The following is a 22,635-nucleotide window of genomic DNA, read 5'->3' as shown; positions in this document are numbered from 1 at the left end:
GGACAGGAACCATGAAGCCACTCGTTCCCATCGCCGTCGCACTCAATCTAACTTTGGCCTCGGTATCTTTGCACGCGACCGGGCCAGCGCATCCTCTTCAGCCCAGCGTGCCGCGCACGGTGACTGTCTCGGAGTCGCAGACTCCGCCTGTGATCCGTGCGGGTCTATTGCAGTCCACGCTGATCGTCCTGCCCGCCGAGGAGAAAGTCGCTAACGTCTTCGCTGGAGATACGGTCGATTGGGTTTTCGACGGCGGTCATGTGGCTTCGCGCTTCATCAGCGTGAAGCCGAAGACGGCGAACGGATCGACGGACATCCACATCGTCTCCGACCACGGCAACGAGTACACGCTCCAGTTGCGTGAAATCTCGGATGATGCCGATGCGCACTACGACTCCAAGGTGCTGATCGAACCCGGCGATAAGGCTGCAAAAGACCGTCTGGCGCAGTTGCCTGTGTTCGTGCCGGCTTCCGAACTCGACAAAGCAAAGCAAGAGGCCGCCGCCGCGCAGGCCGCCCAGGCAGCCACGCTGAAGTCGCAGCAGGCGAAGGAAGAGACCTACCGGAGCCAGTATCCCGGCTCACTCCACTTCGATTACCTATGGGACGAGAAGAAAGGCAAAGAACTTGGACTGCAGCAGATATGGCGCGATGACAAGTTCACCTATTTGCGCGGCCAGTTTCAGGAAACGCCCGCGCTATACGAGGTGAAAGACAAACAACCGTCGCTCATCAATTTCGATTTCTCGAATGGCCTCTACACCGTGCCGAAGGAAGTGGATTCAGGCTATCTCGCCATCGGCAAACAGCGGGTGGACTTCCATCGCAGCACAGAGGGGAGGTAACCATGCCAGAGCCAAATGAGAACATCTCCGCCACAGTCCCCGAACAGCCGGAGGCAAAGCCGCCGCTCCGGAAGAGTATGCCCGTCATCATTGCGCTGGTGGTGATCGTCGGCTTGATCGGCATCGCCAATCTCTCCAGTCTGTTGAGTGGAACCAAGAAGAATGCCCCGGCGAGCTCGTTGACCATGAGCCCGACGACGCCCAATGCCCAGCAGGTGTCGAGTTTTCAGACGCAGCAGCAGATGCAGGCAAGGCATGATGCCGAGGAACGGCAAAGACAACAGGCACTCGCAGCAGCAATGCAGCAGCTTCAGCAGGAACAGAGCGTGCCCGGCCCTGAAAGCACAACTGCTGCATCGATGACTCCCGCGCAGCGGGAGGCCATCTACGGAGGAAGCAGCAATGCTCCGCAGCGTACTTCCAATGTCTCAGAAGCCCAGGCCGAAGCGAAGCAGAAGAGACTCGCCATCGAAAAGCAGCAGCAGGATGCACTCAACAGCGATACGCTAGCGATTGATTTCTCACATGCGGGATCGACCGGGCCGACCGCAGTTCTGTCCACCAAAGCAGACGGCCCCGAAAAGGGATCTGCTGAAGATACATCCGGTAGGCAATCGGCTAAGGATGCCGCGTCCGCTTCGACGGCCAAGTCTGATGCGATGTCCTCCTACACCTTCGACCAGTACCAGGGGCAGCTCTATCGGATCTTTGAGGGCACGGTATTGGAGGGCGTCGTCACGAACCATATCGACGGCGGACTCTCCGGCCCTATCCTCGTCATGCTCACAACGGATTATTACTCTCACGACCATCAACAACTCCTAATGCCGCAAGGCACGCGCCTTATCGGCACCGTGCAGAGCGTGGGCAATGCCCAGCAGCGGAAGATGTTCGTTACCTTCCATCGGGCCGTCTGCCCCGATGGGTTCTCGCTCGACTTCGATAAATATCTTGGTCTGGACCAGATCGGCACCGCTGGCCTTGCGACGAAGGTGGACCACGGATACCTGACGGCGTTCGGCGCTGCTGCCGCCATCGGCGGACTCGGTGGCCTGGCGCAGATCGGTAACAGCGGCACGGTGCTTAATCCTTCCACGCAGATTCGCAATGGCATTTCGGAACAGACCGCAGCGGAAGGCGAACAGGTGCTCAATCACTTCCTCAATCGGCTTCCGATCATCACCCTAAAAGAGGGTTCCCGCGCCCGCGTCTATATCGGGCGCGACATCCTCGTCCCGTCTTACGCAGAACATCGCGTTGATCCCACCCTGTAACGAAAGGAGGCATTGTGCATCCATCCATCGCCAGTCCGCGCAAGCATTTTCTCCTCACGGCTTTGCTGATCCTCGCACTCTCAGTCGCCGGTGCGAACGGAGGTTTTTCCTTGCTTGTGCGTGGTGGCGGTGCCGTCCTAGAGTTCGTCGGCCACCTCATCAGCGGGTTCCATGACTTCTCTCTGGACCGGCTCGATCCGACGTATCCCCGTTGCTTCTAACCCTTCTCTGAATCGGAGGTTTTTATGCAGCTTTCACTCAAGAACCGTCGCAAGTGGCTTCTCGGAGGCGGTCTGTTACTGCTGACCGCCACGCCGAGTTTTGCGATCTTCGGGATCGGCGATATCGTCTTCGACCCGACCAGCTATGCCAGTCTGGTATCGCAACTCACCACGCTTCAGACGCAATACACGATGCTCAAAAACAATATCGAGCATTTCTCCATCAAGCAGCAGTGGCAAACCACACTGACTGCCCTCAAAAATGCCAACGTCAAGAATATGTTCGGTGAGACCAACGGCATGACGACGGCGCTTAACAGCAACTCGCCGTCGGCTTCGACGGCTGGATGGACGGCTGCGACTGTCCCGGTCAGTTCTGACCTGCCGACCTACATCGGTAGCCAGGCTCCGGGGAGCCCGCAGCTTTCGCAGCTTGCCATGATCGAGATGTCCGATTCGGTGTCGCCGGACTGCATTACCGCCGTAGGGCAGTATCGTGCCGCACGGACTCAGAACGCAACTGCGAACAGCAGCCTCACAGCCAACCAGCTCGATGGCGGTAGCTCGACCAATAGCGAAGTACAGCAACTGAATCTGCTCAACGCGGCGGAAGCCCAGAAGATCTCCGAGATGCAGTCACAGGGCGTATTGCAAGCGTGCGTCGCGTCGCAGATGGCTGTCGCCAACATGCAGCAGCGGAACGCCGCTGCTACTGACCTCAACACCGCCGTCTTCGTTCAGACGCAGCACGCAGCGCACGACATGAGCGCCGCGAGCGAAGGCAACACCTGGCAGACGTATTTGCCTTAGCGGAGAGCCATGCTGAAGATCCTCAACACGAAGTTGTTGATTGCCATCCTTGCGGTGCTGGCCGCTATCGCCAGCGCCGCGATCTATCAACACCATGAGGCCGCCAAGGCTGCGGCACTCCTCGAACAACAACAGCGTGATACTGAGCGCCGCAGGCAGGAAGACGAGGCCTTCCGCAAGAAGGTTGAAGAAAACAAGAAACGGCACAATTCGGCTGCTGGCAACGAAGGCAAGACCTGGAAAAGCTATATTCCCTAATCTCTCGGGAGGACCATCATGAGCATCGCCGTTCTCGCACAAGCACTGCCGTCCGCATCGTCGGGCATGGACTGGCTCTACCAGTTCACAAACAACCTGACTAATCTCACGACACAGAACGGCGGCGCACTGACTCAGCTCGGTTGGACTGAGCTGAGTTGCATCTCCCTCTTCACCCTTGTGAACATGGTCATCAACTGGAACACCAGTACGATGACATTCCGCCTGCACCACCATCCCGTGCGTGCCGGCGACCTCACCCACTTCCTGCTCAAACTTATCGTGTGCAGTCTGCTGCTGAACTATTGGGTGAATCCGTTCCCAGGCGCAAGCTTCGGTATCAATCACTTCTTCAGCTACATCGCACAAGCGATGGTCGCAGCGTTCGATCAGCAATCGCTTGACCAGTTACTCCAACTGCTCAAGAACGCTGGCGATGGGACGTCAATGCCGTCTTTTACCGCGCCGGTTCAGATCCTCTGCTATGTACTTGTCCAGATCATGCTTGGACTCGCCTCCGCCATTCTGTTCGTCATCAATTGCAGCGCCTTCATCCTCTACGGTGTGACCGCACTCTTTGGCCCTGTCTTTGTGCCGTTGCTCATGACACAGACCTTCAAGGCGAAGTTCTTTCATTTCCTCGACGTGCTTATCAGCTTCGCCATGATTCGGGCTGTTGCTGCAGCGTTCATCTATGTCTGGGCAGGATTCATGAACGGATTCCTCCAGCAGACCTTTAACGGCAATTATTCAATGGATATGTGGATTGCCAATTTAATCCCTTGCTTGATGGTTTTCGTCGCGTTCATCATTAACATGCTGTTCATTCCGAGCATGACGCAGGCCATCTTTGGCGGTGCGGCGGGACTCGCATCATCAGGCCAACAGGCGGTCGGGAATATCGTCAGGACGCTCGCAATCACTGGAGGCGTGTAGCTATGTGGAATTACGGGAACGGAAGCTCAATCGGTGATGCATTGGGAGCATTGGGGTTAGGCCGGGGAGTCGTCAAGCCTCTACTCAAACTCTTCCTTATCGGAGTAGTGATTGCAGGGCTGATCTACGCCTACGTCGTTTTCAAAGCCGTCTCGGGAAGGAGTGAACCGCATCATGTCCACGCGCACAGTACCCATTGACCACGCCCTCACGCCATCGCAAGCGATGATGGCCGATCAGATCGGCAACGAGGTTTATTCTTCACACTATGCCGAGCGCAAAGCCTATCGCCTCATCATTGGCTGTGGAACCGTTCTACTCTGCGGTTCCATATGGCTAAACTTCGCGCTGGCGCACCGTCCCATTGCCGACCGCTACATCCGCATCGACGAAATGGGCCGCGCTCAGGCGATCCAATACACGGACCTCAATTACAGTCCACGCGAAGGTGAGGTGCGGACGTATCTCACCGATTGGGCAAACTACCGTTACACCATCAATCGGGAGACGATTGCGAAGAAGTATCCGTTGAACTACTACTTCCTTTCGCAGCCGCTTGCCTCGCAGTTGATGGGCACGGATAACCAGAGTCATCTTGTCTCTCAGGTAGTCGGCGGGCAAGTCGAATCCAGCGACGTGCAGGTTCGCAATGTGACCATCACCTCGATGTCGGAAGAGACCGTGCAGGGTGTTCGCATCGCGCGGGGAACGGCGCTGGTGACGTTCGATAAGCTCTTCTCCGAAGAGCATTCGCATGATCCCCGCACGGAGCACTGGCTGGCTTCTATCACCTACTACCTGAACCCGAAGCAGGTCAGCGATCAGTCTAGAATTTACCCGCAGTATGAGTTCATCAATCCACTTGGCTTGACCATCACGGAGTTCCACGAGAACCGTGTGTCTGTGGACCCCATTACGTCCGGTGGCGTTGGAGTAAACCCCAATGCCGTCGCCCAGCCTGTCACGGGAGCGGTGCGATGAGCTTTCACCTCATTCTCCCGTTCTTCCCAGAGGAGCTGCGCGCGCTCCTCTTGGACCCATCCATCTCCGATCTGATGGTGAATGGGACGACGGGAGTGTTCGCGGATCGTGGCGGCGTGGTCGAGCACATCCCGCTCTCCACGCCCTACACAAACGACCGTTTGCGGGCGGCCATTGAGCGCGTCGCTCGCCTGCTAGGACAGGATCTGACCAGTCAGAATCCGATCCTGAATACACGCTTGCCGGACGGCTCGCGTGTGGCCGTAGTCGGCGCTCCATCCTCGATCAATGGACCGACACTTACCATTCGCAAATTCAACCGCTGGTACACCTCCGATGAGTTGATCGCTGCTGGCAGCTTGCCCGAGCCGGTTCGCGACAAAGTCATTGGCTTCATCAACGAACGAAAGAACGGCATTATCAGCGGTGGAACCAGCTCGGGGAAGACGACCTTAATGAAGGCGCTGCTTGACCATGTTCCACAGCATGAACGTCTGGTGGTCATCGAGCAGCCCGCCGAGTTGAAAGTCAATCATGCCAACGCAGTCCGATGGGAGGCTGTTGAGGCGATTCCGGGCCAGGTTGCCATCACTCCGAGCCAACTCTTGGCCGCCGCTCTGCGGCATCGTCCTGACCGGATCATCATGGGTGAGATACGCGATGAGTGCGGCTATGACCTCCTGCAAGCGATGAACACCGGGCATGGCGGAACGCTCTCCACCATCCACGCAAAGTCCGCATGGGATGCCCTGAATAGGCTTTCTGATTTGGCCCTGAGTGCGCGGGCCAACTTGAATCACGCATTCATACGCTCCGAGACAGCGGAGGCCATCGACTTCGTTCTGTACTGCGAGCGCGACGCCACGGGCCGCCGCCGGGTGCGCGAGCTGATTACCGTGAACGGATACACCCACGCAGACCAGAGCTTCCAGACGGAGGACATCTATCGTGCTTCCGCCGCCTGAGCATCAGGCTTCCAGCTAGAGAACCCAATCCGAATCGAGGTCACTCCGATGTACCGTCATGCTGCCAAATCGGCTGCACAGCCCAACTCGTCTCTAAAAGCGCCCAGCGTGGCGTTCCGGCATCGCCGAGAGCGCAACGGCGAGTGCTCTGAGCCGTCCTTCTATGGAGTCTTTGTGGCGATGAGATGGGCTGCGGTTTGGGCGAACATTCAGCGCCGAGATCGAGAGTTTGACTTCGGTGCATCGGGGACCCTTCCGCCTCGTATCCCGTCCTCTGCTCGGGGTCACGCTTCGGGGCCAAACCGGCGCCCTGCGGCTCGGCGTCGTTCTGCTTCGACTAAGTCGCCCCTACGGGGTCTCGGTTCCTCCCAAAAGAAGTTTGAGAGCCGCGGCAAAGAACACCGCGCAAACTTCTTTGGGGCCCCGCCAAGAAAGCACTCCTTGGCACTTGGGAGCCGGGCCCACTCGCTGGCTTTGCCAAGTGTGACCCGAGCAGGATACGGGAAATTCAACGAAACGGAGATCACCACCATGTACTCAAACAAAGTCACCCTCATCGGATTCACCGGCGCTGATGCAGAAGTTCGCACCAACAACGACCGCAGCCTTACCACTCTCTCGCTGGCAACCAAGTCTTCCTATAAGAAGGACGGCAAGTACATCGAGCACACCGAATGGCACCGTTGCGTGATCTTCGGCAAGCTCGGTGAGTTCGCCGCCACGCTCAAGAAGGGCGCTCATATCCAGGTCGAAGGCGAACTGCGCAGCCGGAAGTACGACAGCACGAAGACCAACACCGAAGTGACCATCTGGGAGATCCGGGTGAACTCGATTCTCAAGCTGGACCGTGCCGCCAAAGCGGCAGCGGAGGACGAGGATGAGTCCACCGAGGAAGAGGCCGCATAAGCCCTTCCTCAGTAGCTGAGAGTCCGGCATCGAGCCGGGCTCTTCGGCTGCTAAGCCCCGTGGCATCGGGCTCGGAGTACGGACGGATTAGAGGTATCCACATGAACGAAACAGCCCAAGAGTTTCTTACCCGTTGCTTCGCTCCGGGAGACACTATCGCTCTCTTGCTTCGCAACGAGAGCACCGCAAAGACACAGCAACGCATCGTTCCTTTGGAACGTGCGCTCGCACCCCGTTACCGTGGCTGGCTCGCTCATGAAAACCACTACGGTGCGAATATCTATGTGTCTGCCAATCCGCTGCTCGCCGGCAGCCGGAAGCGCACCAAGGATTGCATCGCTTCCATTCGCCATCTCTATATCGACATTGACGTGAACGGAGAAGCCCGGCTCGCTGCGCTCCGGGCTTCCGAGCTTGTGCCGAAACCGAATGTAATTGTCTCCACATCGGCAGGCAAGTACCAGGTGTTGTGGCGCGTGGAGGACTTCGACTTCTACACCCAGGAGATGACGCTCAAGCTCCTCGCGATGGCCTTCCACGGTGACATCTCCTGCACGGACTGTAACCGCGTTCTTCGTATCCCCGGATTCAAGAATTGCAAGTACGATCCCGCACAGCTCGTCACCGTCGAGTACCTCTCCGATGCGACCTACCAGCCGGACGACTTTCATCTGTATGTCCTTCGCGAAGCCTGCATGATCCCACCTACCCCGCAGCAGCCGATACGCCGGGATATGCAGACCAACTCCGAGCATGATTGGGCCTGGGTTTCGCGTGAGCTTGCCCACGGTAAAGACGCCGTGAACCTCACGCTGGAGCTGGCCTCGCACCGCTCCGATAAGCCCAATCCCACCTACTACGCCCAGCGCACCGTGGACATCGCTTCGGCCCGTCTCTGGCTGATGGAGGGCACATCCATCGCGGACGTAATCGCGATGCTTGAGAGCCGCAGACAGCCTGAGCTTCCCGCCGCACTTTGCTCCGCTCGTGCGCGGGAGATCGCTGCCACGGCACAGCGGATGATCGCTCGCAACAAAGTCGCCTGAATTTATTACCCAAAGGAGAACAGCAATGCCACTACTCGAAGTTATCCAAACCCGCCAGGTCAGCGCCTCGATCAAGTTGACTGACTCAATCGCTACGCAGGTCGATCAGTACGCCGCTTTCATCCACGCGTCCGCAGACGATGTCGTGGAACAGGCGCTCGCTTATGTCTTCTCCAAAGATCGCGACTTCCAAGACTTCCTGAAGACCCCACAGGCGAAGCAGGCTGCTTCGGCGCTTCGCATCCGAAGAGCGCCAGCTAATGATGCTGCGGAGCCGCATGTAAAGAAACCGGCATCCGCAGCATCTTCGCCAGCACAAGCACCGGCAATCGTGGCGGGATCGAAGGCATGATCCAGCCGCTAAAGCAGTGGCAGAGCCACAACGGTGCTGCGCACCGGAAGAAGATTGACACTCCATCCCTAGTAGGGAGCTGCTAAGGAACTTTCGTTCCTCATAGCGAACTTACTCAGAAGCGTGGACTTACCGAGACCTCGGTTCCTCATTAGTAACCGGGGAGAAGGCCATCATGCTACTTCAGACCGAAGCTAAAACAAGCAGGCCCCAACGCCTACGGGGACGCGGACGCCGAAGTCAAAGCATCGGCACGAAGCTCACCGAACAGGAAGAATCCGCCTGCCTTGCAGCCGCAGAAAAAGCAGGTAAAGCGCCGAGCGAATGGGCACGAGATGTACTCGTAAGTTCAGCCCGGTATCGTGAGTCTTCCCAGGACGCCCCGCTATTCGTCGAGCTACAGGCGCTTCGCTTGCTCCTCATTAACACGTTGGAACCGCTGTTGCGCGGAGAAAAGATGACACCGGAGCAGTTCAAAGAAATGCTCCGGTACGTGAAAACCAATAAGCGCAAAGCGGCCGCAGATATGCTCGCCAGCTATGCAGAAGGGACAACAGAACAGCCATGACCGACTCACAATGGGGACGCAAAGAAACCATCGTCCGCCCGCCTCACTATCCCGTCTACAGCTTCGGATCCGTCTTCGTTGCACTCCTGATGACCGTCCTCTGTGTCTACCTCCACCTCGCTTTTGTCATGACGCCCCTACAACGCTACTACCTGTCCTGCTATGCGGAAACGGGTTTCCTCGGCACCATACGACAGAGCAGCGACTATCAGCTTGTTACGGTAGCCGACCGCCAGCGTCAAGCCCGGCCTGTCACCGAAGCCGATGTGCAACCAGGTTCTACGCCGCAGGTCATCGGCAAGCCGATACCCTTGGCGCTTTCCCCAGCAGCCCATGCCTCCGGCATCGTCTTCCTGTATCGGGGAGCCAAGGTTTCCTACATGAACCGCCCTCTCCATGACTACCTGCGCCGCTTTGTTTACGACGGCGAAAGCTTCGTCGCTATCTTCCGCGTCCCGCTCTGGTCTGGGCTTGCAGTCTTCCTTCTCCAGCTACCGTTCGCCGTTCTCAAAGACATTCGACGGCTCAAGGAAATGAAGTATGGACGATTGCTGAAAGGCCCCGTCCTGGTCTCGCCGAAGGCATTCAACCGGGCCGTCAAAGGCGATGGCGTTGGCTTCCGAACGACCGAATCCAAAGACCTCATGCGGATTCCGCAACGCGCCGAAGGTCAGCATATCGAGCTGATGGGCGACACAGGCACGGGTAAAACGAGGCTCATCATGCAGCTCCTCTTGCAGATCAGGGAACGCGGTCACTCAGCTATCGTGTACGACCCAGCCTGCGAGTTCGTTCAGCGATTCTACGATCCCAAAAACGACACGATCTTGAATCCCTTGGACGCCCGCTGTCCTTATTGGGGACCGTCCGAGGAGCTGCGCCGACGTGCCGAAGCAAAGGCCATTGCTGCTTCGCTTTATCAGCCGACTACAGACAAAAAGGGTGAATTCTTCACCGAGACACCGCAGAAAATCTTCGCCCATCTTCTGACCTTTGGCCCGAGTCCACAGGAGTTGGTGGAGTGGATGGCGAACCCCGACGAGATCGACCGCCGGGTTCAGAACACAGAGATGGCCATGATGATTGCGAAGGGTGCGCAACAGCAGCGCAATGGCGTTCTGGCATCGCTTGGGTTGATTGCGGACAGCCTGCGAATGCTGCCCCGGAAGGAGACGGCGCATACCCGGTGGAGTGCAACAGAATGGGCGGAAGATCGCCAAGGTTGGATCTTCATTACCTCGAAACCGAGCGAGCGTGAAGCTCTGAGGCCGCTGCATAGCTTATGGATCGACTTGCTCGTGCTGCGGCTCCTAAACGAGCCCAAGGACGGTCAGCATCCGGTGTGGTTTGTGCTGGACGAACTTGCAAGCCTGCAGCGGTTGCCGCAGCTTCATACCGCCATCACTGAAAACCGGAAATCGAAGAACCCTCTGGTGCTCGGATTCCAGGGCAAGGCTCAACTTGAAATGATCTACGGACATCTGGCCGAGGTCATGTTGTCACAGCCAACGACCAAGATTTTCCTACGCACCACCGAGCCCAAGGCTGCCGAGTGGGTATCAAATGCCATCGGCAAAATCGAAATCGAGCGGCTTCGCGAGACTCACTCCACCGGCCTGCGTGCGGGCAGCAACTTCAGTGTCGAGCGCCAGGTTGAACCGCTTGTGTTGGACTCGGAAATCTCCGGTCTACCCGACCGGCACGCATTCTTGAAACTCGGCAATCATGTCTCCCGGTTCGCCTTCGACTACTGGAATATTCCTGCCACTCAGCCAGCTTTCGTGCCGCGTCCCCTGGAGGATGACGACCTCACATTCGAGCCCGTCACGCTCAACAAGAAGCCACCGAAGTCTGTGAAGACGATGGATGCCGGACTCCTCGAAGGCGAAGATGAACCAATCGAAACTGGGTTCTCCCTGGGTGACTGACCATGCTGACTATCTCAAAACCGCTGTCGGCATCGCAGGCTCACACGTATCACGCGAAAGAGTTTACGTCGGCCGAGCAGAATTACTGGAAGCAGGACGACCGCATTTTGGGCGAGTGGCACGGCGCGCTAGCCGAAAAGTTCGGCCTGTCCGGAGGCGTTGACGAGGAACACTTCGCACGTCTCGCGGACGGCCAGCATCCGATCACCGGTGAGCAGCTTGTGCGTCACCGCGTCGTTCAGGAATACGAGACCACGGACGGGAAATCGGTCGCACCCGTAGAGCATCGCGCCGGTTGGGATGCTACCTTCTCAGCGCCCAAGTCTGTATCCCTTACCGCACTGGTGGGTGGCGATGACCGAGTGCGGGACGCGCACCGGCAAGCCGTAAATATCGCCTTGAACGAGTTGGAGCGATACACCCAGGCCCGGATCGGCGGCAACAGTCCCGCCGAGACCACTGGCAAATTCATCGCCGCCAAGTTCGAGCATGACACCGCCCGTCCGGTGGACGGCTACGCTGCTCCCCAACTCCATACTCATACCGTCATCTTCAATGTCACCGAGCGCGAAAATGGACAGACGCGCGCCTTACAGGAGCGCGGCCTGTTCGCATCCCAGCAGTTTGCGACCGCCGTCTATCAGTCAGAATTGACGTATCGCCTACGCAATCTAGGCTATGCGATCGAGGCGGGCCGCAGCGGCGCACCAGAGGTGAAAGGCTATTCACAGGAATATCTTGATGCCTCAAGTCCCCGCAGCCAGCAGATACGCGAACATCTCGAAAAGAGCGGTTATCAGGGGCCGGAGGCCGCCCAGATCGCGGCGCATTCCACTCGTGATCGCAAACAGATCCACTCGCCAGCAGAGGTATTGGTGGCACACCGGCAGATCGCCGCGGAGTTCGGAAACCAAGCCGACATGGTTGTGCGGGAAGCGCGCGAACGCGCCCAGCTACAGTCGCATGAACGCGGTCAGGACGATTCCCGACAGGCGGCACGGCAGGCCGTAACCTATGCGCGTGATCGTAGCTTCGAGCGCGAGGCCGTCACGGACGAGCGTGACCTGTACCGCGATGCGTTGCGACGCGGCATGAGTGAGACCACCTACGCGGAGGTTCGGGCCGGGTTCGAGGCACGCATCGCTAGCGGGGAGTTCCGGCTTGTACCGGGACAGAAGCATGACTCTGGGCGGCAGTTCACGACCGCCGAAACCATCCGCGCCGAGCGGGACGTCCTCCGCCAGATGCAGCAGGGACATGGGCGCGCCGAACAGATAATGCCCATCCAGGCAGCCGTTGCACACACCCAAAAGCAACAGCAACTCAATGCCGGACAGAAGGCCGCCGCAGAAGAGATTTTGACCTCTCGCGACGTGGTTCAAGGGCTTGAGGGGAAGGCCGGTGTGGGTAAGACGACCTTACTAAAATCGGTGCGTGAAGCGGCTGAAAAACGCGGCTATGTCGTCGAGGGTTTTGCCCCAACCTCCCGTGCCGCGAACCAGCTTCGCGACGCCGGAATCTCTGCTGACACACTGCAAGGGTTCCTTGCGCGAGCCCGCCAGCCCGTTCCCGAGCGGCACCTGTACATGGTCGATGAATCCAGCCTCGCCAGTACCAAGCAGGTGCGTGGCTTCCTCGACAAGCTGGAGCATGGCGACCGCGTTCTTCTTATCGGAGACACGCGACAGCATCAGGGCGTGGAGGCCGGCAAGCCTTTCGAGCAGCTAGTCAACGCAGGAATGAGAACCGCTCAGGTTGACCAGATCGTGCGCCAACGGAATGCCCCCGAACTGCTGAAAGCAGTCGAGCATCTTTCGCGCGGCGAGATCGCCGAAGGTGTCGCTCTTTTGGAACAGCAAGGGCGCGTCACCGAGATTGCCGATGCTCAGCAGCGCATCGCGGTGATTGCGAAAAGCTACTCAGCCAGTCCGGAAAATACCATCGTTGTGTCCCCCGATAACGCATCCCGCCGTCAGATCAATCAGGCGGTACGTTCTGAGCTACAGGCTCGCGGCATCGTTGACTCAGAAAGCCACGCGATGCGCGTGCTTGCACCTCGTTCCGACATGACCGGCGCCGACCGAACATGGGCCGCTCGCTATACGGTTGGAGACGTACTCTATTACCCGCGCGGCAGCCACGACATCGGCATCGATAAGCAGAGTTATACAAAGGTGATCGCTACTCAGCCTCAAGATAACTTCTTGATCGTGCAAAAGGCTGACGGCGCTGAAGTCACTTACAATCCAGCCCGACTCTATGGTGTGAATGTTTACCGAGAGTTGGAACGGGAATTCGCTGTGGGCGACAGGCTCAGCTTCACGGCTCCGTCTAAAGAACTCGGCGTCGCAAACCGTGACCTAGGCACCGTGCAACAGATCGGTCAAGACGGAACGCTCACCGTGAAGATGGATACCGGCAAATCAGTAAGCTTCGACTCAAATCAGATGCGTCACTACGACCACGGCTACGCTGTCACGAGTCATAGCTCCCAGGGACTCACGGCAGAGCGTGTCATGGTGAACCTCGATAGCAGCATTCACGCCGACTTAATAAACCGACGATTTGCATACGTGGCCGTGTCCCGGGGGGCGCATGATGCCCAGATCTTTACTGATAGCGCAGCGTCCCTTATCGGCAAGCTGTCGCACGATGTTGTGAAGTCCTCGGCGCTACAAGTTGGACAGCAGGTCGCAACCGACCAGGGAGCGGGCTTTCAGGTGTAGGAGAACTACGTAAAATAGTGTTATGAAAACCCGCGATGACTTTCCGCAGAAGACGAAGAGAAACGTGGCGATGCGCGCGGGTTGGCATTGCTCTCTTATAGGCTGCGGTAAAAGCACCGCTGGACCGAGTGAAGAATCTTCTGATTCGTTCACCGTGATTGGTGAGGCGGCGCATATCTGTGGCGCTGCGTCTGGTCCGGGAAGCCGGCGTTATGACTCGTCTATGACGTCGGCAGAGCGCAAGAGTATAGATAACGCGATCTGGCTCTGCGCAGATCATGCTCGCATGATCGATCGGGACGAGGTGACCTACTCCGCCGATGAATTGCGGGCGATGAAACGCCAGCATGAAGAATCTTCTGGTCGAGACCTTCGTCTCGGAAAAGTACAAGGTATAGGGGCTGGGCTCCTGGCTATCGGCCCAGACATCATTTGTACCGGCGACATTCCGACGATCGGAGAAACGAAGTGGGTGCTCCATCTGAAGCATTTCGTGACGGGAGATATTCATGAGCTGGCAGGTTTCATTAGCACTTTCTCGGGGGCTCTGCTGGAGCATAAATACATACTCTCCGATGAGTTGGGAGACGGACGTTTGCTATCTCAGGCCCCGACCTTATCAAAAGACCGCAATGGTTATCTGTTGTCCTGTCCGCTCGCTATAAGCGCGCGCCGCGTCGACGTGAAGAATTTGGGCAGCGATATGGCTATGCAACCGGATACCAACGACATTTATCTCGACAGCAAAGGCAACATTGCCCGGGTTTCAGGTCTCGATTATCTGCCGCAGAAGGTCCGGTCGCTGTTATCGATGCAGCGAGGGGAGAACGTGTTCGCCCCAAAGGCAGGCGTTCGCTTCTTCGAATATCTGGAAGCATTCAAAGGTACGCCATGGCTGCCGTTGCTGATGAAGCTCGATGTCATTCGGCAGGCGGCCATTCCCGACAAATCGAGCTTCAGGGACAGCGAAGATACCCCACTGCGGTGTGTGACTCGTGTTCGCGGTTTTGAACTTCTGTCGGAAACGCCTGTCGACCAAAGGCTTCCCGTGCGCGTTGACTTCGAGGTGCTAGGCCATGGGCGATGGCAGCATGATCTCTCTGTCTACATGCCGACCAGAGAACAGATGAACGAGCGTGCGCGACTGCTCGCAGAGCGTCCCTCACTGGCGCTCAGCTAGTCTGACTGTTCGGCCAGCATTGAGCAGCGAATTATTCGGACCTTCTTGCGCGAGCGTTGACGAGCGATTGAATGCGGATATTGTCCCAAAGCACGACGCGGCCGTTTGCATGCGTAATGGCGCGAACGTCGCCATCTTGCGAGACGACGAATCCGACGCTATCAGGATTCGCGGCGCAATAGCGAAGCATTGATCGGTGCCGTGTTCCGTAATGATTCATATTTAGCTTCTTGACCTCCGTGCCCTGAGGATTCCGTGCAACAACAGCCTTGCTCGGCTCGTCCCGAATCGTGATCTCGACGCCGAAGGCCTTGAGGTGAAGATTGGAATTGAGCCATATCAAGCCGTCAACACGTGAAAGGGACGCGAGGAAGCGTACACAGCCTGTTAGCTCATCGTTTGTATCGTTCAGCTCTGTACCATCGACTGATTCACTGAGGTAAAGATCGGTCGGAATCTCCTCTAGGCCTTTGTCCAGGTATTTCCTATGGATGGTGTCGGAGTATGCCGTGTGCCGGATGCTAAGCACGCTGGAGCGAAATAACGCTTCGGCGAGTCGGCTGTAAGAGAGGGAATATTTAGGATTCAGGCCCGTGGCGCTGTCGGAGATGAGAATCGCCCCGCCATGCTGGTATTTATGAATACCGATCAGGATTCTGCAAAGGGTCGATATCCAGTTCTGTTCCAATGAGCCCGGCCAATGATCTCTCTCGCGGTAAAGCTCGTTGCCAACTTCCTTCTGCACGCGCCGCTGAAACAGCCTGACCGATTTCATTAGCTTCGTGTGGACTGGCCCCGCTTGAAGCGCGCGCAGCTGGCTTTTCACTAAAGTGTCTTGCTTGAGACTGCCTAGAAGAAGCGTTGATCTATATGCGGCGATCTCTCCTGTTGCCTGGATAACCGCCTGAAACATCCCCGGCATTTCCGGCGCGCTGGACGCTTCCTTCGCAACGTAGGTGCTGTAGTGAACGCTTTGATCGATAAGACCCCAGATACGTAAGCGCGAGTCATCGTCGACATCGACGGCCAGGGTCGATCCCCATGGGTCCACGGCGGTTGATAACTTCACCAGGTTTCTGACGGTCAGCGGAAGGTCTTCAGCAAGAGGAGAGACCTGCCAGCGATCGGCAACGATACGCTTGGGAGGCTTCGGATCGGGGTTCTTCCGTCGAACAAAAGCGATTCGGCAGGAGATAGGCTGCGCTTCTTCCTGTTTGAGACTCGCGAAATACATCGTCTCAAACAACTGGGTCAGAACTTTGAGCGCTGGCGGCCGCTCCTTCCGGTCCACGAGCTGCGCGCGTACATGAGTGGCAAGATCTTCAGGGAAGCTTGCGGCCATTTCTATGACAGTTCCTCCGTTATGGCTTATGTTCGCAGCGTGCAGCTGGGGACGTAGCTTGGATCTTGATATTCAAACAGCTGGATCTCGCCAACCGATGTCAGATGCTGGCCGAGGAACACTGAGAGCGCGAATGGGCCATAGAAAAACAGACGGGTCCTGCGCACATCATAAGTTTTAAGGCTCCGTCCCAGCGTCTCCCTCACGGACCGCGCAAAGGCCACGGCATCACTGGCACCACGGATGGATTGCGCGCCCTGTGTCGCCGGCGAGACGAAGAGATATCTGCGTGGAATATAGCCGGTGCTCTCGACATACTTCACCATGTCCTGCCGGCCGTCACCTCTGATATTGAGGCCAAGAACAATGTCGGTTCCATCCGCAGAGCCTTCCAGCTCTTCCACCGTCATTTCATAGGCATCTGCCGCAATCGCGTCGGAACGCCAAGCCTCCTTAGCGGGCGGCTGCGGGATCTCGAATGCCCAGCCTCCGACCGTCGCAAAGATCGCGCCCAGAGCGACGCCCGAGGACAAAGCACACTTCCCGCGAAAGCGAATAAGCCGCTCCTTTCGCTCTTTTAGAATCTGCTTTTTGAGGGCATCGAGCTGCGGAATCAATTCATCATTCCAGCGCTCGGACGTCGGCACCTGCCGCTTGGATCGGTCAAAATATTCCGACCAGTCAATCGAGTAGTCAGCTGGAACCTCGAAGTTCTCGCTGGTCCAGTTCTGAAGCCAAAGCGTGATCTTCTCCTCCGAGGCAATGCTGCTCGTCACTGCCTCAAAGAGGATCTTCTCGATATCGGTGCGCTCAAGAACCTTCCCTTTGCTTGCGCCGATCTTGCGCATTGTCTCGGCGAAGGCGGGAGCTACCATCGACCGAACTTTCTCTGCGTAATCGGGATGACGAAGCAGACGATCGATGAAATGGGCGATGGCGCGATCATCGTGATGCATGTCCGCGTGACCCGTATCGATATGAACTTTCTCATGGATGAAATCGATGTAGTCGCCTAGGCCGACGGTCTTCAGGCGATCGTCTAGTTCCTGTTTTGTCGAGTCGAGGACCTCGGGCATATCGTTGTAGAACGCTGCAATGCCGCGTAGGCGGGCGAGGCCGTTCTCGATGGGCCTAAGCGTTGGCGATAGCGACTGACAGACAACCGTGAAGCATTGATAAGCCTCCGGCGATGCAGCATCGCGCGAGAGGAACTGTTCGATGACGTCCTTCAGCTCCGCTGGCTGCACGTCGTGGTCCTTAACCTGCATGAAGGTGCGTGAGGTTTTTCCGTCCTTGCTGTATCGCAGGTCGATATCGCCGGCACCCTCGTGCAGGAGCTGCTGAAACGCCCCTTCGACGAGCCAGATCGGCACGTTGCAGGCGGCAAAGCGTGTCTGGAAGTCGAACCCGTCGCCGGCGTTAATCCCCCCCATGGCCTCAGGCGCAAGAAAGGAACCCGGATAGGCGGCCTTCTTCTCTCTGGGATTGCTGCTCGTCTCAGAGACCTTCTCCGGTTCTGTCTTTTTCTTGGGTGCCATAATGTCCATTCTCTGCGGCTATTTCAGCGCCGCATAAACCTTGATGTTTGCCGCGAGTTCCTTCCTTGGCAGCCTGACAGTGGGGTCGGTTGAGAGGGCCTGCAGCACGGCCAGCAATGCAGCGGCGGGCTTGATCTTGTTGCGGTGCAGTTCATCGATCACCCACAAGATGCCGTGCACTTCCATCTTGGCCTCGCTGGCAGCGGTTCGCAGCTCATTGTCACCGGTGAGCAGGATGCAGCCGGGGTGATTCTCGGCGAGCGCGAATGCGAATCCGTCATGCACTGAGAGCTTAGGCAGGCGGCCCACATGCGCCTGCGCGCGCAGGACAGCTTCTCCTGGAAGATCAATCACTTTGAGGCCGCGCTTAATCAGGTCTTTCTTCTGCGCGGCGGTGAACTTGATGAGTTCCTCTTCAAACAAGGTGTTCGGGATGAGGAATTCGTAAGGCAATGACAGTAGGGCGTCCAGGAGGGACGCCTTACGCAGATCGATCAGGCAGCTACTGTCACTAATTACTATGCGCATCGGCGTTCTGCGGTCCCTTCAGCCCTACCTCAACTTCCGAGGCAGGCAACCGGAGGAGTTCGGCAGCTTTCGGCAACGAAATGAGTTTCTCCGCGAGAGCGCGGTAGCAAAGGCGTTCAAAGCGCCGTGCTCGTTCCCGCTGACCACGCTCACCAGTTTTTTCAAGCTCCTCTGGTTCCTGGGTGCGCCAGCCTCGGGCGATGGACTGAAATGCATAGACAAGCGTCGACTCACTGATGACGTCGATTTGCTTCAGGCGCATGAGGAGGGCCATTCCGCTGACCCGGTAGATGCGTTTGAGGTCAATGATCTCCTTATAGCCAAGGGCGTTACGGTGCTTGCCTACTTCCCTGAGGAGATGTTCGCGCGGCATGAGGAAGGCTCCCGCAAAAAGCGTCGCTGCCTTCTCTTCGTCTTTGTCGTTCAGGCTGTTGGTGTCAATCAGACGATGTGCGAGTTCGTGCGCAAGAGTCAGCCTTCGACGTTCAAGTGAGAACGCATTGTTAACGACAATGACCGGCAGGCCCTGTTTCCCCTCGCCGCGACCGACCATGCAGGTGAAGCCGGATACGCGGTCAGGTAGCTCTGCCGTGAGCACTTTGAGCCCCTTCTCTTCCAGCAACTCCGTCATGTTGGGGATGGGATCACTGCCGAGCTGCCACTTGTCGCGGGCATCCTTGGCAAGCTTCTCCGCTTCGTCGATGTCGGTCAGCTTCACGGGACAAGGCACGGGGCAGTGCCATTCGGCGCTGTCTAGGTCGAGGATCATCTCAACCTGCAGATAGCGTTCTATCCATTCCAAGACCGCCGTTTCCACATGCGCGCGGTCTTTGGAGGTGGTGTTCGCCTTCGTTCTGAATTCAACGCCGGAGAGTTCGATGCCCTGCGTATCAAGCAGGTAGCTGAGCGACACACCAAGCGCCTTGGAGAGCGCCATGAGCACGCCGGAGCTGGGAATATCCTCTCCGCGCTCATATTTTCCGATGGCCTGGGCGGTTACCTTATCGTTCATTTCCGAGGCGAGATCCCGTAAAGATAAGCCCGCCTTTGCTCGGGCAAGTCTGACGCGATCAGCAATCATGAACAAATCTCCACTGGTTTACAAATTGACATATTCCATATGTACTGTAAACTAGGTCGAGGGTCAAGCAGTTTGGTGGCCGGAACCTGAGTAGATACGAAGGGATACAACGATGAGCAACCTCGAAGGCATAGCGCGTCATTTCAACCTCCCTCACGCCGAATTCGATCCGGCCTGGGACTCGATCATGCTGGCCAAAGGTACGCGGGAACGCTTGCTTGCGCAATCGTTGCTTTCCTTCACCGTTCGGCAGAAGCTGCCCTTCGAGGCGGCACCGATGCATGGGCTGATCCTGCTCACCGGCGCGCCCGGCACTGGCAAGACGACGTTGGCGCGGGGCCTTGCCAATCAGGTTGCCAAGCACCTTAAAGGCACGAAGTGCAAGTATGTCGAGGTCGACCCCCACGCCCTGATGAGTTCGGCGCACGGGCGCAGCCAACAGGCGGTAGCGAAACTGTTCGAGCATACGATCCCCGAGATGGCGATGGACGGCGCAGCAATTGTACTGCTCGATGAGGTGGAGACGCTTGCCGTCTCCCGGCATCAGCTCAGCCTCGATGCAAACCCCATAGATGTCCACCGGGCAACCGATGCGGCGCTTGCGGGCCTGGACAGGCTGACGAGGGAGCACCGCAATGTTCTGCTCATCGCCACCACGAATTTCCCGAAGGCGCTCGACAGCGCGGTTCTTTCGCGAGCCGACCATATCGAGGAGATCGGGCTGCCAAACTTGTTGGCGCGGCGCGAGATCATCGCCGATACTCTCAAGGCAATTGGCAAGGTGTGGACGAAAGTATCGGATCTCGAAGCGCAGGCAGATCGCCTCGCGAAAGTCGCTGATGGCCTTGATGGTCGCCGTATTCGTAAGGAGATTTTCTCGGCGATCGGCTCGGACATCGAGACCGCAAAAGATCCCAACCGGCTGACGGTGACGCAGATCGAGGCTGCTTTCAAGCACTCGCTGAAACTGCAGAAGGAGATGGCGGCATGAGAATACGCAGGGACATAAGTTCCATCCCGTTCCGGTCCGCCAGCGAGACCTGGCAGCGCATCATTGACCTGGTCACGGGGCCAGATTCAAAGGATGCCCTTCAGCTGAAGAATGCCACCGGCGTCATGGGTTCCCTCATTACCGATGAATCTCCATCGAAGCGGGCCATCATGCTGGAAGGCGTTGGAGCACAACTGCGCATCTATTGCCGCTTCGGCATGAAGGCGGTCGAAGAAGGCGCGAAAGTCGACGCCCTGACCTGGAATCCGACCGCCGGCGACTGGACCATGCATGTGCCGTGCGACGCCGACAACATGAAATGGGTCAAGGAATCGCTGGCGAAGACGTCTCCCCGAATCAAGGTGTTCGATGTCGACGAAGCTGACCGGGCTGAGGAAGAAGACTCGGTCGAGGTTGCAAAAGGCAGCAACGCACTTGTCATTGATTGGAATATTGGAGGCTCACTCTAATGGGAACCAGCACTTACTCTCAGGTTTTCAGCCAGACGCACAGCATCGTGTTTTTGAGCGATAACCTGCGCAACACGCTCCGCGAGGTGATTCGCGAATACGGCCTCAGCCCTGACAAGTTGATGCAGGACTGGGACACGATTGAGCGCGGCATCAAGACCTGGCTCAGCTCCCAGCACCTGAAGACAGTCACCGTTGAGTTCTTCAAACCCGGTTACTCGATCGCGTCGGCAAAGTGGGAGTTTCCGGTCGTCTACACCGGCTCAGGCGTCGACGATGACATGTGGCTAGACAAGAATTATCTGCGCCAGCTGATCGCCAAGGCAGCGCGGCCCTCTTTGGATTGCACTTACCGCATCGTTCTTTCGAACCATCCCGGCGCTGCTACCGTGAACGGTTTTGTGGATACGGATTTCCTTTCAACCGGACAGCTCGCTGCCCGTCACTCCGGCACGGTCATTGCGACCGGTCACTTGACTGCCGGCGCAACTTACTGGAGATAGTCCATGCGCACAACGGATCAGGCATTCGATAAGTTTCGGCAGAATCTGGAACTCGGCCCAACGGAAAGCGCAGACGCGCAGAAGCGGCACAAGGATGTGCGCGAATGCATCCGCAAGGGCTTTGATGTCGCCAACGACGTTCTCTCGGGTTCTTACCGCCGCCATACAAAAACCAAGCCCCTCAAGGACGTCGATGTCTTCTTCATCCTCGGGCAGAAAGAGAGATGGCGGCGTAGCAAGCCTCCCATCGACATGCTGACGGCCTTCGACGAATGCCTAAAGAAAGAGTTCACGGACGAAGGACAGACAGAGATCGGCCGACGGGCGGTCACGGTCGTTTTCGAGAAGAACTACTATCCCGACGACCACCACGGGAAAGTGCTGAGCATTGACGCGGTGCCAGCCTTCGAGATCGAGACCGACGTTTTTGAAATCCCCGATAAGGTCACAGGTACCTGGATCAAAACGAATCCCAAGAAACACCAGGCACAGGCAACGGCGAAGAACAAGGAAATCGATGGCTACTGGGTGCCGCTCGTTAAGATGATTAAAGGCTGGAACCGCGCCAACGGCAAGCCAATCAAGCCTTCGTTCCTCATCGAGGTCATTGCAGAGGAGCTGGTCGAGTCGCCGTTTTCTACCTATGCCAACGAGGTGCGGAACTTCTTCGCGGCGATGGAAGCGAACATCGGCCGCGAATGGCCGGACCCGGCTGGTCTTGGTCCGCTTGTTTCGGACCAGATGACGCCGAAGATGATTACGGCTGCAAAGACCGCGCTGCAGGAGGCGCAGCGTAAAGCGGCCTTGGCTTGCAGGGCCGAGCGGACTGGCCGCCAGGGTGAGGCACTGAAGATTTGGAGAGAGATTCTTGGGCCGTATTTTCCTTTGACTTGACGATTTGATCGTTCGGATCCGCAGATGTGTCGAATCGGCCCCTATCGGTTCCCGCATTACGACGCAACATCATTAAAAGGTTGGCTGGGCCAGCAGCTGCCCGTGGTCCGAGGATGGACGCAAACGGGCTAGGAAATCTGACGAGGATCCCTCGTTTGCTGTCGGCAACGTTCAAGGGTTATCTCACGCTGTCTCGTCAGACGGATTGAGGTAATCGAAAGTGGCATTTGGATGGATCAGAAACCAGATTTTCCACTAGCCCGACGGATCGCGTTCGATGCGTAAGAAAACC

At 57.4% G+C, this 22,635-nt stretch carries 23 protein-coding genes; 19 read left to right on the top strand and 4 right to left on the bottom strand.

The genetic code is table 11. The features are described 5' to 3' along the window. Positions 1-11 precede the first annotated feature (11 nt). From ACIPR4_RS14680 to ACIPR4_RS14610, 15 genes are all read left to right on the top strand, one after another. Positions 12-845 carry a TrbG/VirB9 family P-type conjugative transfer protein gene (locus tag ACIPR4_RS14680; RefSeq protein ID WP_013569446.1) on the top strand — a complete coding sequence of 278 codons (834 nt, stop codon included), beginning with the start codon at positions 12-14 and terminating at the stop codon, positions 843-845. Positions 846-847: 2 nt separating this feature from the next. Continuing rightward, on the top strand, positions 848-2,119 hold the full coding sequence (locus tag ACIPR4_RS14675; protein ID WP_013569445.1) for a TraB/TrbI/VirB10 family type IV secretion system protein: 1,272 nt from the start codon (positions 848-850) through the stop codon (positions 2,117-2,119). Between the two features lie 14 nt (positions 2,120-2,133). Next, positions 2,134-2,340, top strand: coding sequence for a hypothetical protein (locus ACIPR4_RS14670; protein WP_013569444.1), 207 nt, complete (start codon positions 2,134-2,136; stop codon positions 2,338-2,340). Between the two features lie 24 nt (positions 2,341-2,364). Beyond that, positions 2,365-3,150, top strand: a complete 786-nt coding sequence (locus ACIPR4_RS14665; RefSeq protein WP_013569443.1) for a hypothetical protein — start codon at positions 2,365-2,367, stop codon at positions 3,148-3,150. A 9-nt stretch (positions 3,151-3,159) separates the two neighbouring features. Continuing rightward, positions 3,160-3,408 (top strand): hypothetical protein, encoded by a 249-nt coding sequence (locus ACIPR4_RS14660; protein ID WP_013569442.1) that lies wholly within the window; start codon positions 3,160-3,162, stop codon positions 3,406-3,408. Positions 3,409-3,426: 18 nt separating this feature from the next. Next, entirely contained in the window at positions 3,427-4,344 is a 918-nt protein-coding gene (locus ACIPR4_RS14655) for a type IV secretion system protein (RefSeq protein WP_013569441.1), read from the top strand. A gap of 174 nt (positions 4,345-4,518) precedes the next feature. Then, a complete protein-coding gene (locus ACIPR4_RS14650) occupies positions 4,519-5,325 on the top strand; it encodes a VirB8 family type IV secretion system protein (protein ID WP_013569439.1) in 807 nt (268 codons plus the stop codon). Further along, on the top strand, positions 5,322-6,290 hold the full coding sequence (locus ACIPR4_RS14645; RefSeq protein ID WP_013569438.1) for a TadA family conjugal transfer-associated ATPase: 969 nt from the start codon (positions 5,322-5,324) through the stop codon (positions 6,288-6,290). Before ACIPR4_RS14650 ends, ACIPR4_RS14645 begins: the two co-directional genes overlap by 4 nt. A 531-nt stretch (positions 6,291-6,821) precedes the next feature. Beyond that, positions 6,822-7,196 (top strand): single-stranded DNA-binding protein, encoded by a 375-nt coding sequence (locus ACIPR4_RS14640; protein WP_041586118.1) that lies wholly within the window; start codon positions 6,822-6,824, stop codon positions 7,194-7,196. 101 nt (positions 7,197-7,297) lie between these two features. Then, entirely contained in the window at positions 7,298-8,242 is a 945-nt protein-coding gene (locus ACIPR4_RS14635) for a DNA-primase RepB domain-containing protein (RefSeq protein ID WP_013569436.1), read from the top strand. A gap of 25 nt (positions 8,243-8,267) precedes the next feature. Continuing rightward, on the top strand, positions 8,268-8,594 hold the full coding sequence (locus ACIPR4_RS14630; protein ID WP_013569435.1) for a hypothetical protein: 327 nt from the start codon (positions 8,268-8,270) through the stop codon (positions 8,592-8,594). Positions 8,595-8,769: 175 nt separating this feature from the next. Beyond that, on the top strand, positions 8,770-9,162 hold the full coding sequence (locus ACIPR4_RS22775; RefSeq protein WP_013569434.1) for a hypothetical protein: 393 nt from the start codon (positions 8,770-8,772) through the stop codon (positions 9,160-9,162). Beyond that, positions 9,159-11,090 (top strand): type IV secretion system DNA-binding domain-containing protein, encoded by a 1,932-nt coding sequence (locus ACIPR4_RS14620; protein WP_013569433.1) that lies wholly within the window; start codon positions 9,159-9,161, stop codon positions 11,088-11,090. Before ACIPR4_RS22775 ends, ACIPR4_RS14620 begins: the two co-directional genes overlap by 4 nt. Positions 11,091-11,092: 2 nt before the next feature. Continuing rightward, positions 11,093-13,816: a MobF family relaxase gene (gene mobF, locus ACIPR4_RS14615; RefSeq protein ID WP_013569432.1), complete on the top strand. Its 2,724-nt coding sequence runs from the start codon at positions 11,093-11,095 to the stop codon at positions 13,814-13,816. Between the two features lie 22 nt (positions 13,817-13,838). Beyond that, a complete protein-coding gene (locus tag ACIPR4_RS14610; RefSeq protein WP_013569431.1) occupies positions 13,839-14,996 on the top strand; it encodes an HNH endonuclease in 1,158 nt (385 codons plus the stop codon). A 31-nt stretch (positions 14,997-15,027) separates the two neighbouring features. Here the strand turns inward: ACIPR4_RS14610 and ACIPR4_RS14605 are convergent, their stop codons facing one another. Genes ACIPR4_RS14605 through ACIPR4_RS14590 form a run of 4 tightly spaced genes read right to left on the bottom strand, consistent with a single transcriptional unit; the run spans position 15,028 to position 19,485 of the window. Continuing rightward, on the bottom strand, positions 15,028-16,338 hold the full coding sequence (locus tag ACIPR4_RS14605) for a putative sensor domain DACNV-containing protein (RefSeq protein WP_013569430.1): 1,311 nt from the start codon (positions 16,336-16,338) through the stop codon (positions 15,028-15,030). A 26-nt stretch (positions 16,339-16,364) separates the two neighbouring features. Further along, on the bottom strand, positions 16,365-17,876 hold the full coding sequence (locus ACIPR4_RS14600; RefSeq protein ID WP_013569429.1) for a dsDNA nuclease domain-containing protein: 1,512 nt from the start codon (positions 17,874-17,876) through the stop codon (positions 16,365-16,367). Positions 17,877-17,894: 18 nt separating this feature from the next. Next, a complete protein-coding gene (locus tag ACIPR4_RS14595) occupies positions 17,895-18,404 on the bottom strand; it encodes a PIN domain-containing protein (protein WP_013569428.1) in 510 nt (169 codons plus the stop codon). Further along, complete coding sequence (locus tag ACIPR4_RS14590; RefSeq protein WP_013569427.1) at positions 18,388-19,485, bottom strand: helix-turn-helix domain-containing protein; 1,098 nt, start codon at positions 19,483-19,485, stop codon at positions 18,388-18,390. Before ACIPR4_RS14590 ends, ACIPR4_RS14595 begins: the two co-directional genes overlap by 17 nt. Before the next feature lie 112 nt (positions 19,486-19,597). Here ACIPR4_RS14590 and ACIPR4_RS14585 point away from each other — a divergent pair, with 112 nt between their 5' ends. From ACIPR4_RS14585 to ACIPR4_RS14570, 4 genes are read left to right on the top strand one after another with little or no spacing between them, the layout of a single operon-like run. Continuing rightward, positions 19,598-20,476 carry an AAA family ATPase gene (locus ACIPR4_RS14585; RefSeq protein ID WP_013569426.1) on the top strand — a complete coding sequence of 293 codons (879 nt, stop codon included), beginning with the start codon at positions 19,598-19,600 and terminating at the stop codon, positions 20,474-20,476. Further along, on the top strand, positions 20,473-20,946 hold the full coding sequence (locus ACIPR4_RS14580) for a hypothetical protein (protein ID WP_013569425.1): 474 nt from the start codon (positions 20,473-20,475) through the stop codon (positions 20,944-20,946). The genes ACIPR4_RS14585 and ACIPR4_RS14580 overlap by 4 nt, the downstream gene beginning before the upstream one ends. Next, on the top strand, positions 20,946-21,449 hold the full coding sequence (locus ACIPR4_RS21785; protein ID WP_013569424.1) for a hypothetical protein: 504 nt from the start codon (positions 20,946-20,948) through the stop codon (positions 21,447-21,449). Before ACIPR4_RS14580 ends, ACIPR4_RS21785 begins: the two co-directional genes overlap by 1 nt. 3 nt (positions 21,450-21,452) lie before the next feature. Then, positions 21,453-22,343: a CBASS oligonucleotide cyclase gene (locus tag ACIPR4_RS14570; RefSeq protein WP_013569423.1), complete on the top strand. Its 891-nt coding sequence runs from the start codon at positions 21,453-21,455 to the stop codon at positions 22,341-22,343. The last annotated feature ends 292 nt before the right edge of the window (positions 22,344-22,635 follow it).

The sequence above is a fragment of the Terriglobus saanensis SP1PR4 genome (genome assembly GCF_000179915.2).
Classification (GTDB): Bacteria; Acidobacteriota; Terriglobia; order Terriglobales; family Acidobacteriaceae; genus Terriglobus; species Terriglobus saanensis.
The sequence above is the reverse complement of the archived record's forward strand: the minus strand, read 5'-3'. Positions and strand labels throughout refer to the sequence as shown.

Coding starts and splice junctions, on each gene's coding strand:
- ACIPR4_RS14680 (WP_013569446.1), top strand. CDS start 12: ATGAAGCCACTCGTTCCCATCGCCGTCGCACTCAATCTAACTTTGGCC.
- ACIPR4_RS14675 (WP_013569445.1), top strand. CDS start 848: ATGCCAGAGCCAAATGAGAACATCTCCGCCACAGTCCCCGAACAGCCG.
- ACIPR4_RS14665 (WP_013569443.1), top strand. CDS start 2,365: ATGCAGCTTTCACTCAAGAACCGTCGCAAGTGGCTTCTCGGAGGCGGT.
- ACIPR4_RS14660 (WP_013569442.1), top strand. CDS start 3,160: ATGCTGAAGATCCTCAACACGAAGTTGTTGATTGCCATCCTTGCGGTG.
- ACIPR4_RS14655 (WP_013569441.1), top strand. CDS start 3,427: ATGAGCATCGCCGTTCTCGCACAAGCACTGCCGTCCGCATCGTCGGGC.
- ACIPR4_RS14650 (WP_013569439.1), top strand. CDS start 4,519: ATGTCCACGCGCACAGTACCCATTGACCACGCCCTCACGCCATCGCAA.
- ACIPR4_RS14645 (WP_013569438.1), top strand. CDS start 5,322: ATGAGCTTTCACCTCATTCTCCCGTTCTTCCCAGAGGAGCTGCGCGCG.
- ACIPR4_RS14640 (WP_041586118.1), top strand. CDS start 6,822: ATGTACTCAAACAAAGTCACCCTCATCGGATTCACCGGCGCTGATGCA.
- ACIPR4_RS14635 (WP_013569436.1), top strand. CDS start 7,298: ATGAACGAAACAGCCCAAGAGTTTCTTACCCGTTGCTTCGCTCCGGGA.
- ACIPR4_RS14630 (WP_013569435.1), top strand. CDS start 8,268: ATGCCACTACTCGAAGTTATCCAAACCCGCCAGGTCAGCGCCTCGATC.
- ACIPR4_RS22775 (WP_013569434.1), top strand. CDS start 8,770: ATGCTACTTCAGACCGAAGCTAAAACAAGCAGGCCCCAACGCCTACGG.
- ACIPR4_RS14620 (WP_013569433.1), top strand. CDS start 9,159: ATGACCGACTCACAATGGGGACGCAAAGAAACCATCGTCCGCCCGCCT.
- mobF (WP_013569432.1), top strand. CDS start 11,093: ATGCTGACTATCTCAAAACCGCTGTCGGCATCGCAGGCTCACACGTAT.
- ACIPR4_RS14610 (WP_013569431.1), top strand. CDS start 13,839: ATGAAAACCCGCGATGACTTTCCGCAGAAGACGAAGAGAAACGTGGCG.
- ACIPR4_RS14605 (WP_013569430.1), bottom strand. CDS start 16,338: ATGGCCGCAAGCTTCCCTGAAGATCTTGCCACTCATGTACGCGCGCAG.
- ACIPR4_RS14600 (WP_013569429.1), bottom strand. CDS start 17,876: ATGGCACCCAAGAAAAAGACAGAACCGGAGAAGGTCTCTGAGACGAGC.
- ACIPR4_RS14595 (WP_013569428.1), bottom strand. CDS start 18,404: ATGCGCATAGTAATTAGTGACAGTAGCTGCCTGATCGATCTGCGTAAG.
- ACIPR4_RS14590 (WP_013569427.1), bottom strand. CDS start 19,485: ATGATTGCTGATCGCGTCAGACTTGCCCGAGCAAAGGCGGGCTTATCT.
- ACIPR4_RS14585 (WP_013569426.1), top strand. CDS start 19,598: ATGAGCAACCTCGAAGGCATAGCGCGTCATTTCAACCTCCCTCACGCC.
- ACIPR4_RS14580 (WP_013569425.1), top strand. CDS start 20,473: ATGAGAATACGCAGGGACATAAGTTCCATCCCGTTCCGGTCCGCCAGC.
- ACIPR4_RS21785 (WP_013569424.1), top strand. CDS start 20,946: ATGGGAACCAGCACTTACTCTCAGGTTTTCAGCCAGACGCACAGCATC.
- ACIPR4_RS14570 (WP_013569423.1), top strand. CDS start 21,453: ATGCGCACAACGGATCAGGCATTCGATAAGTTTCGGCAGAATCTGGAA.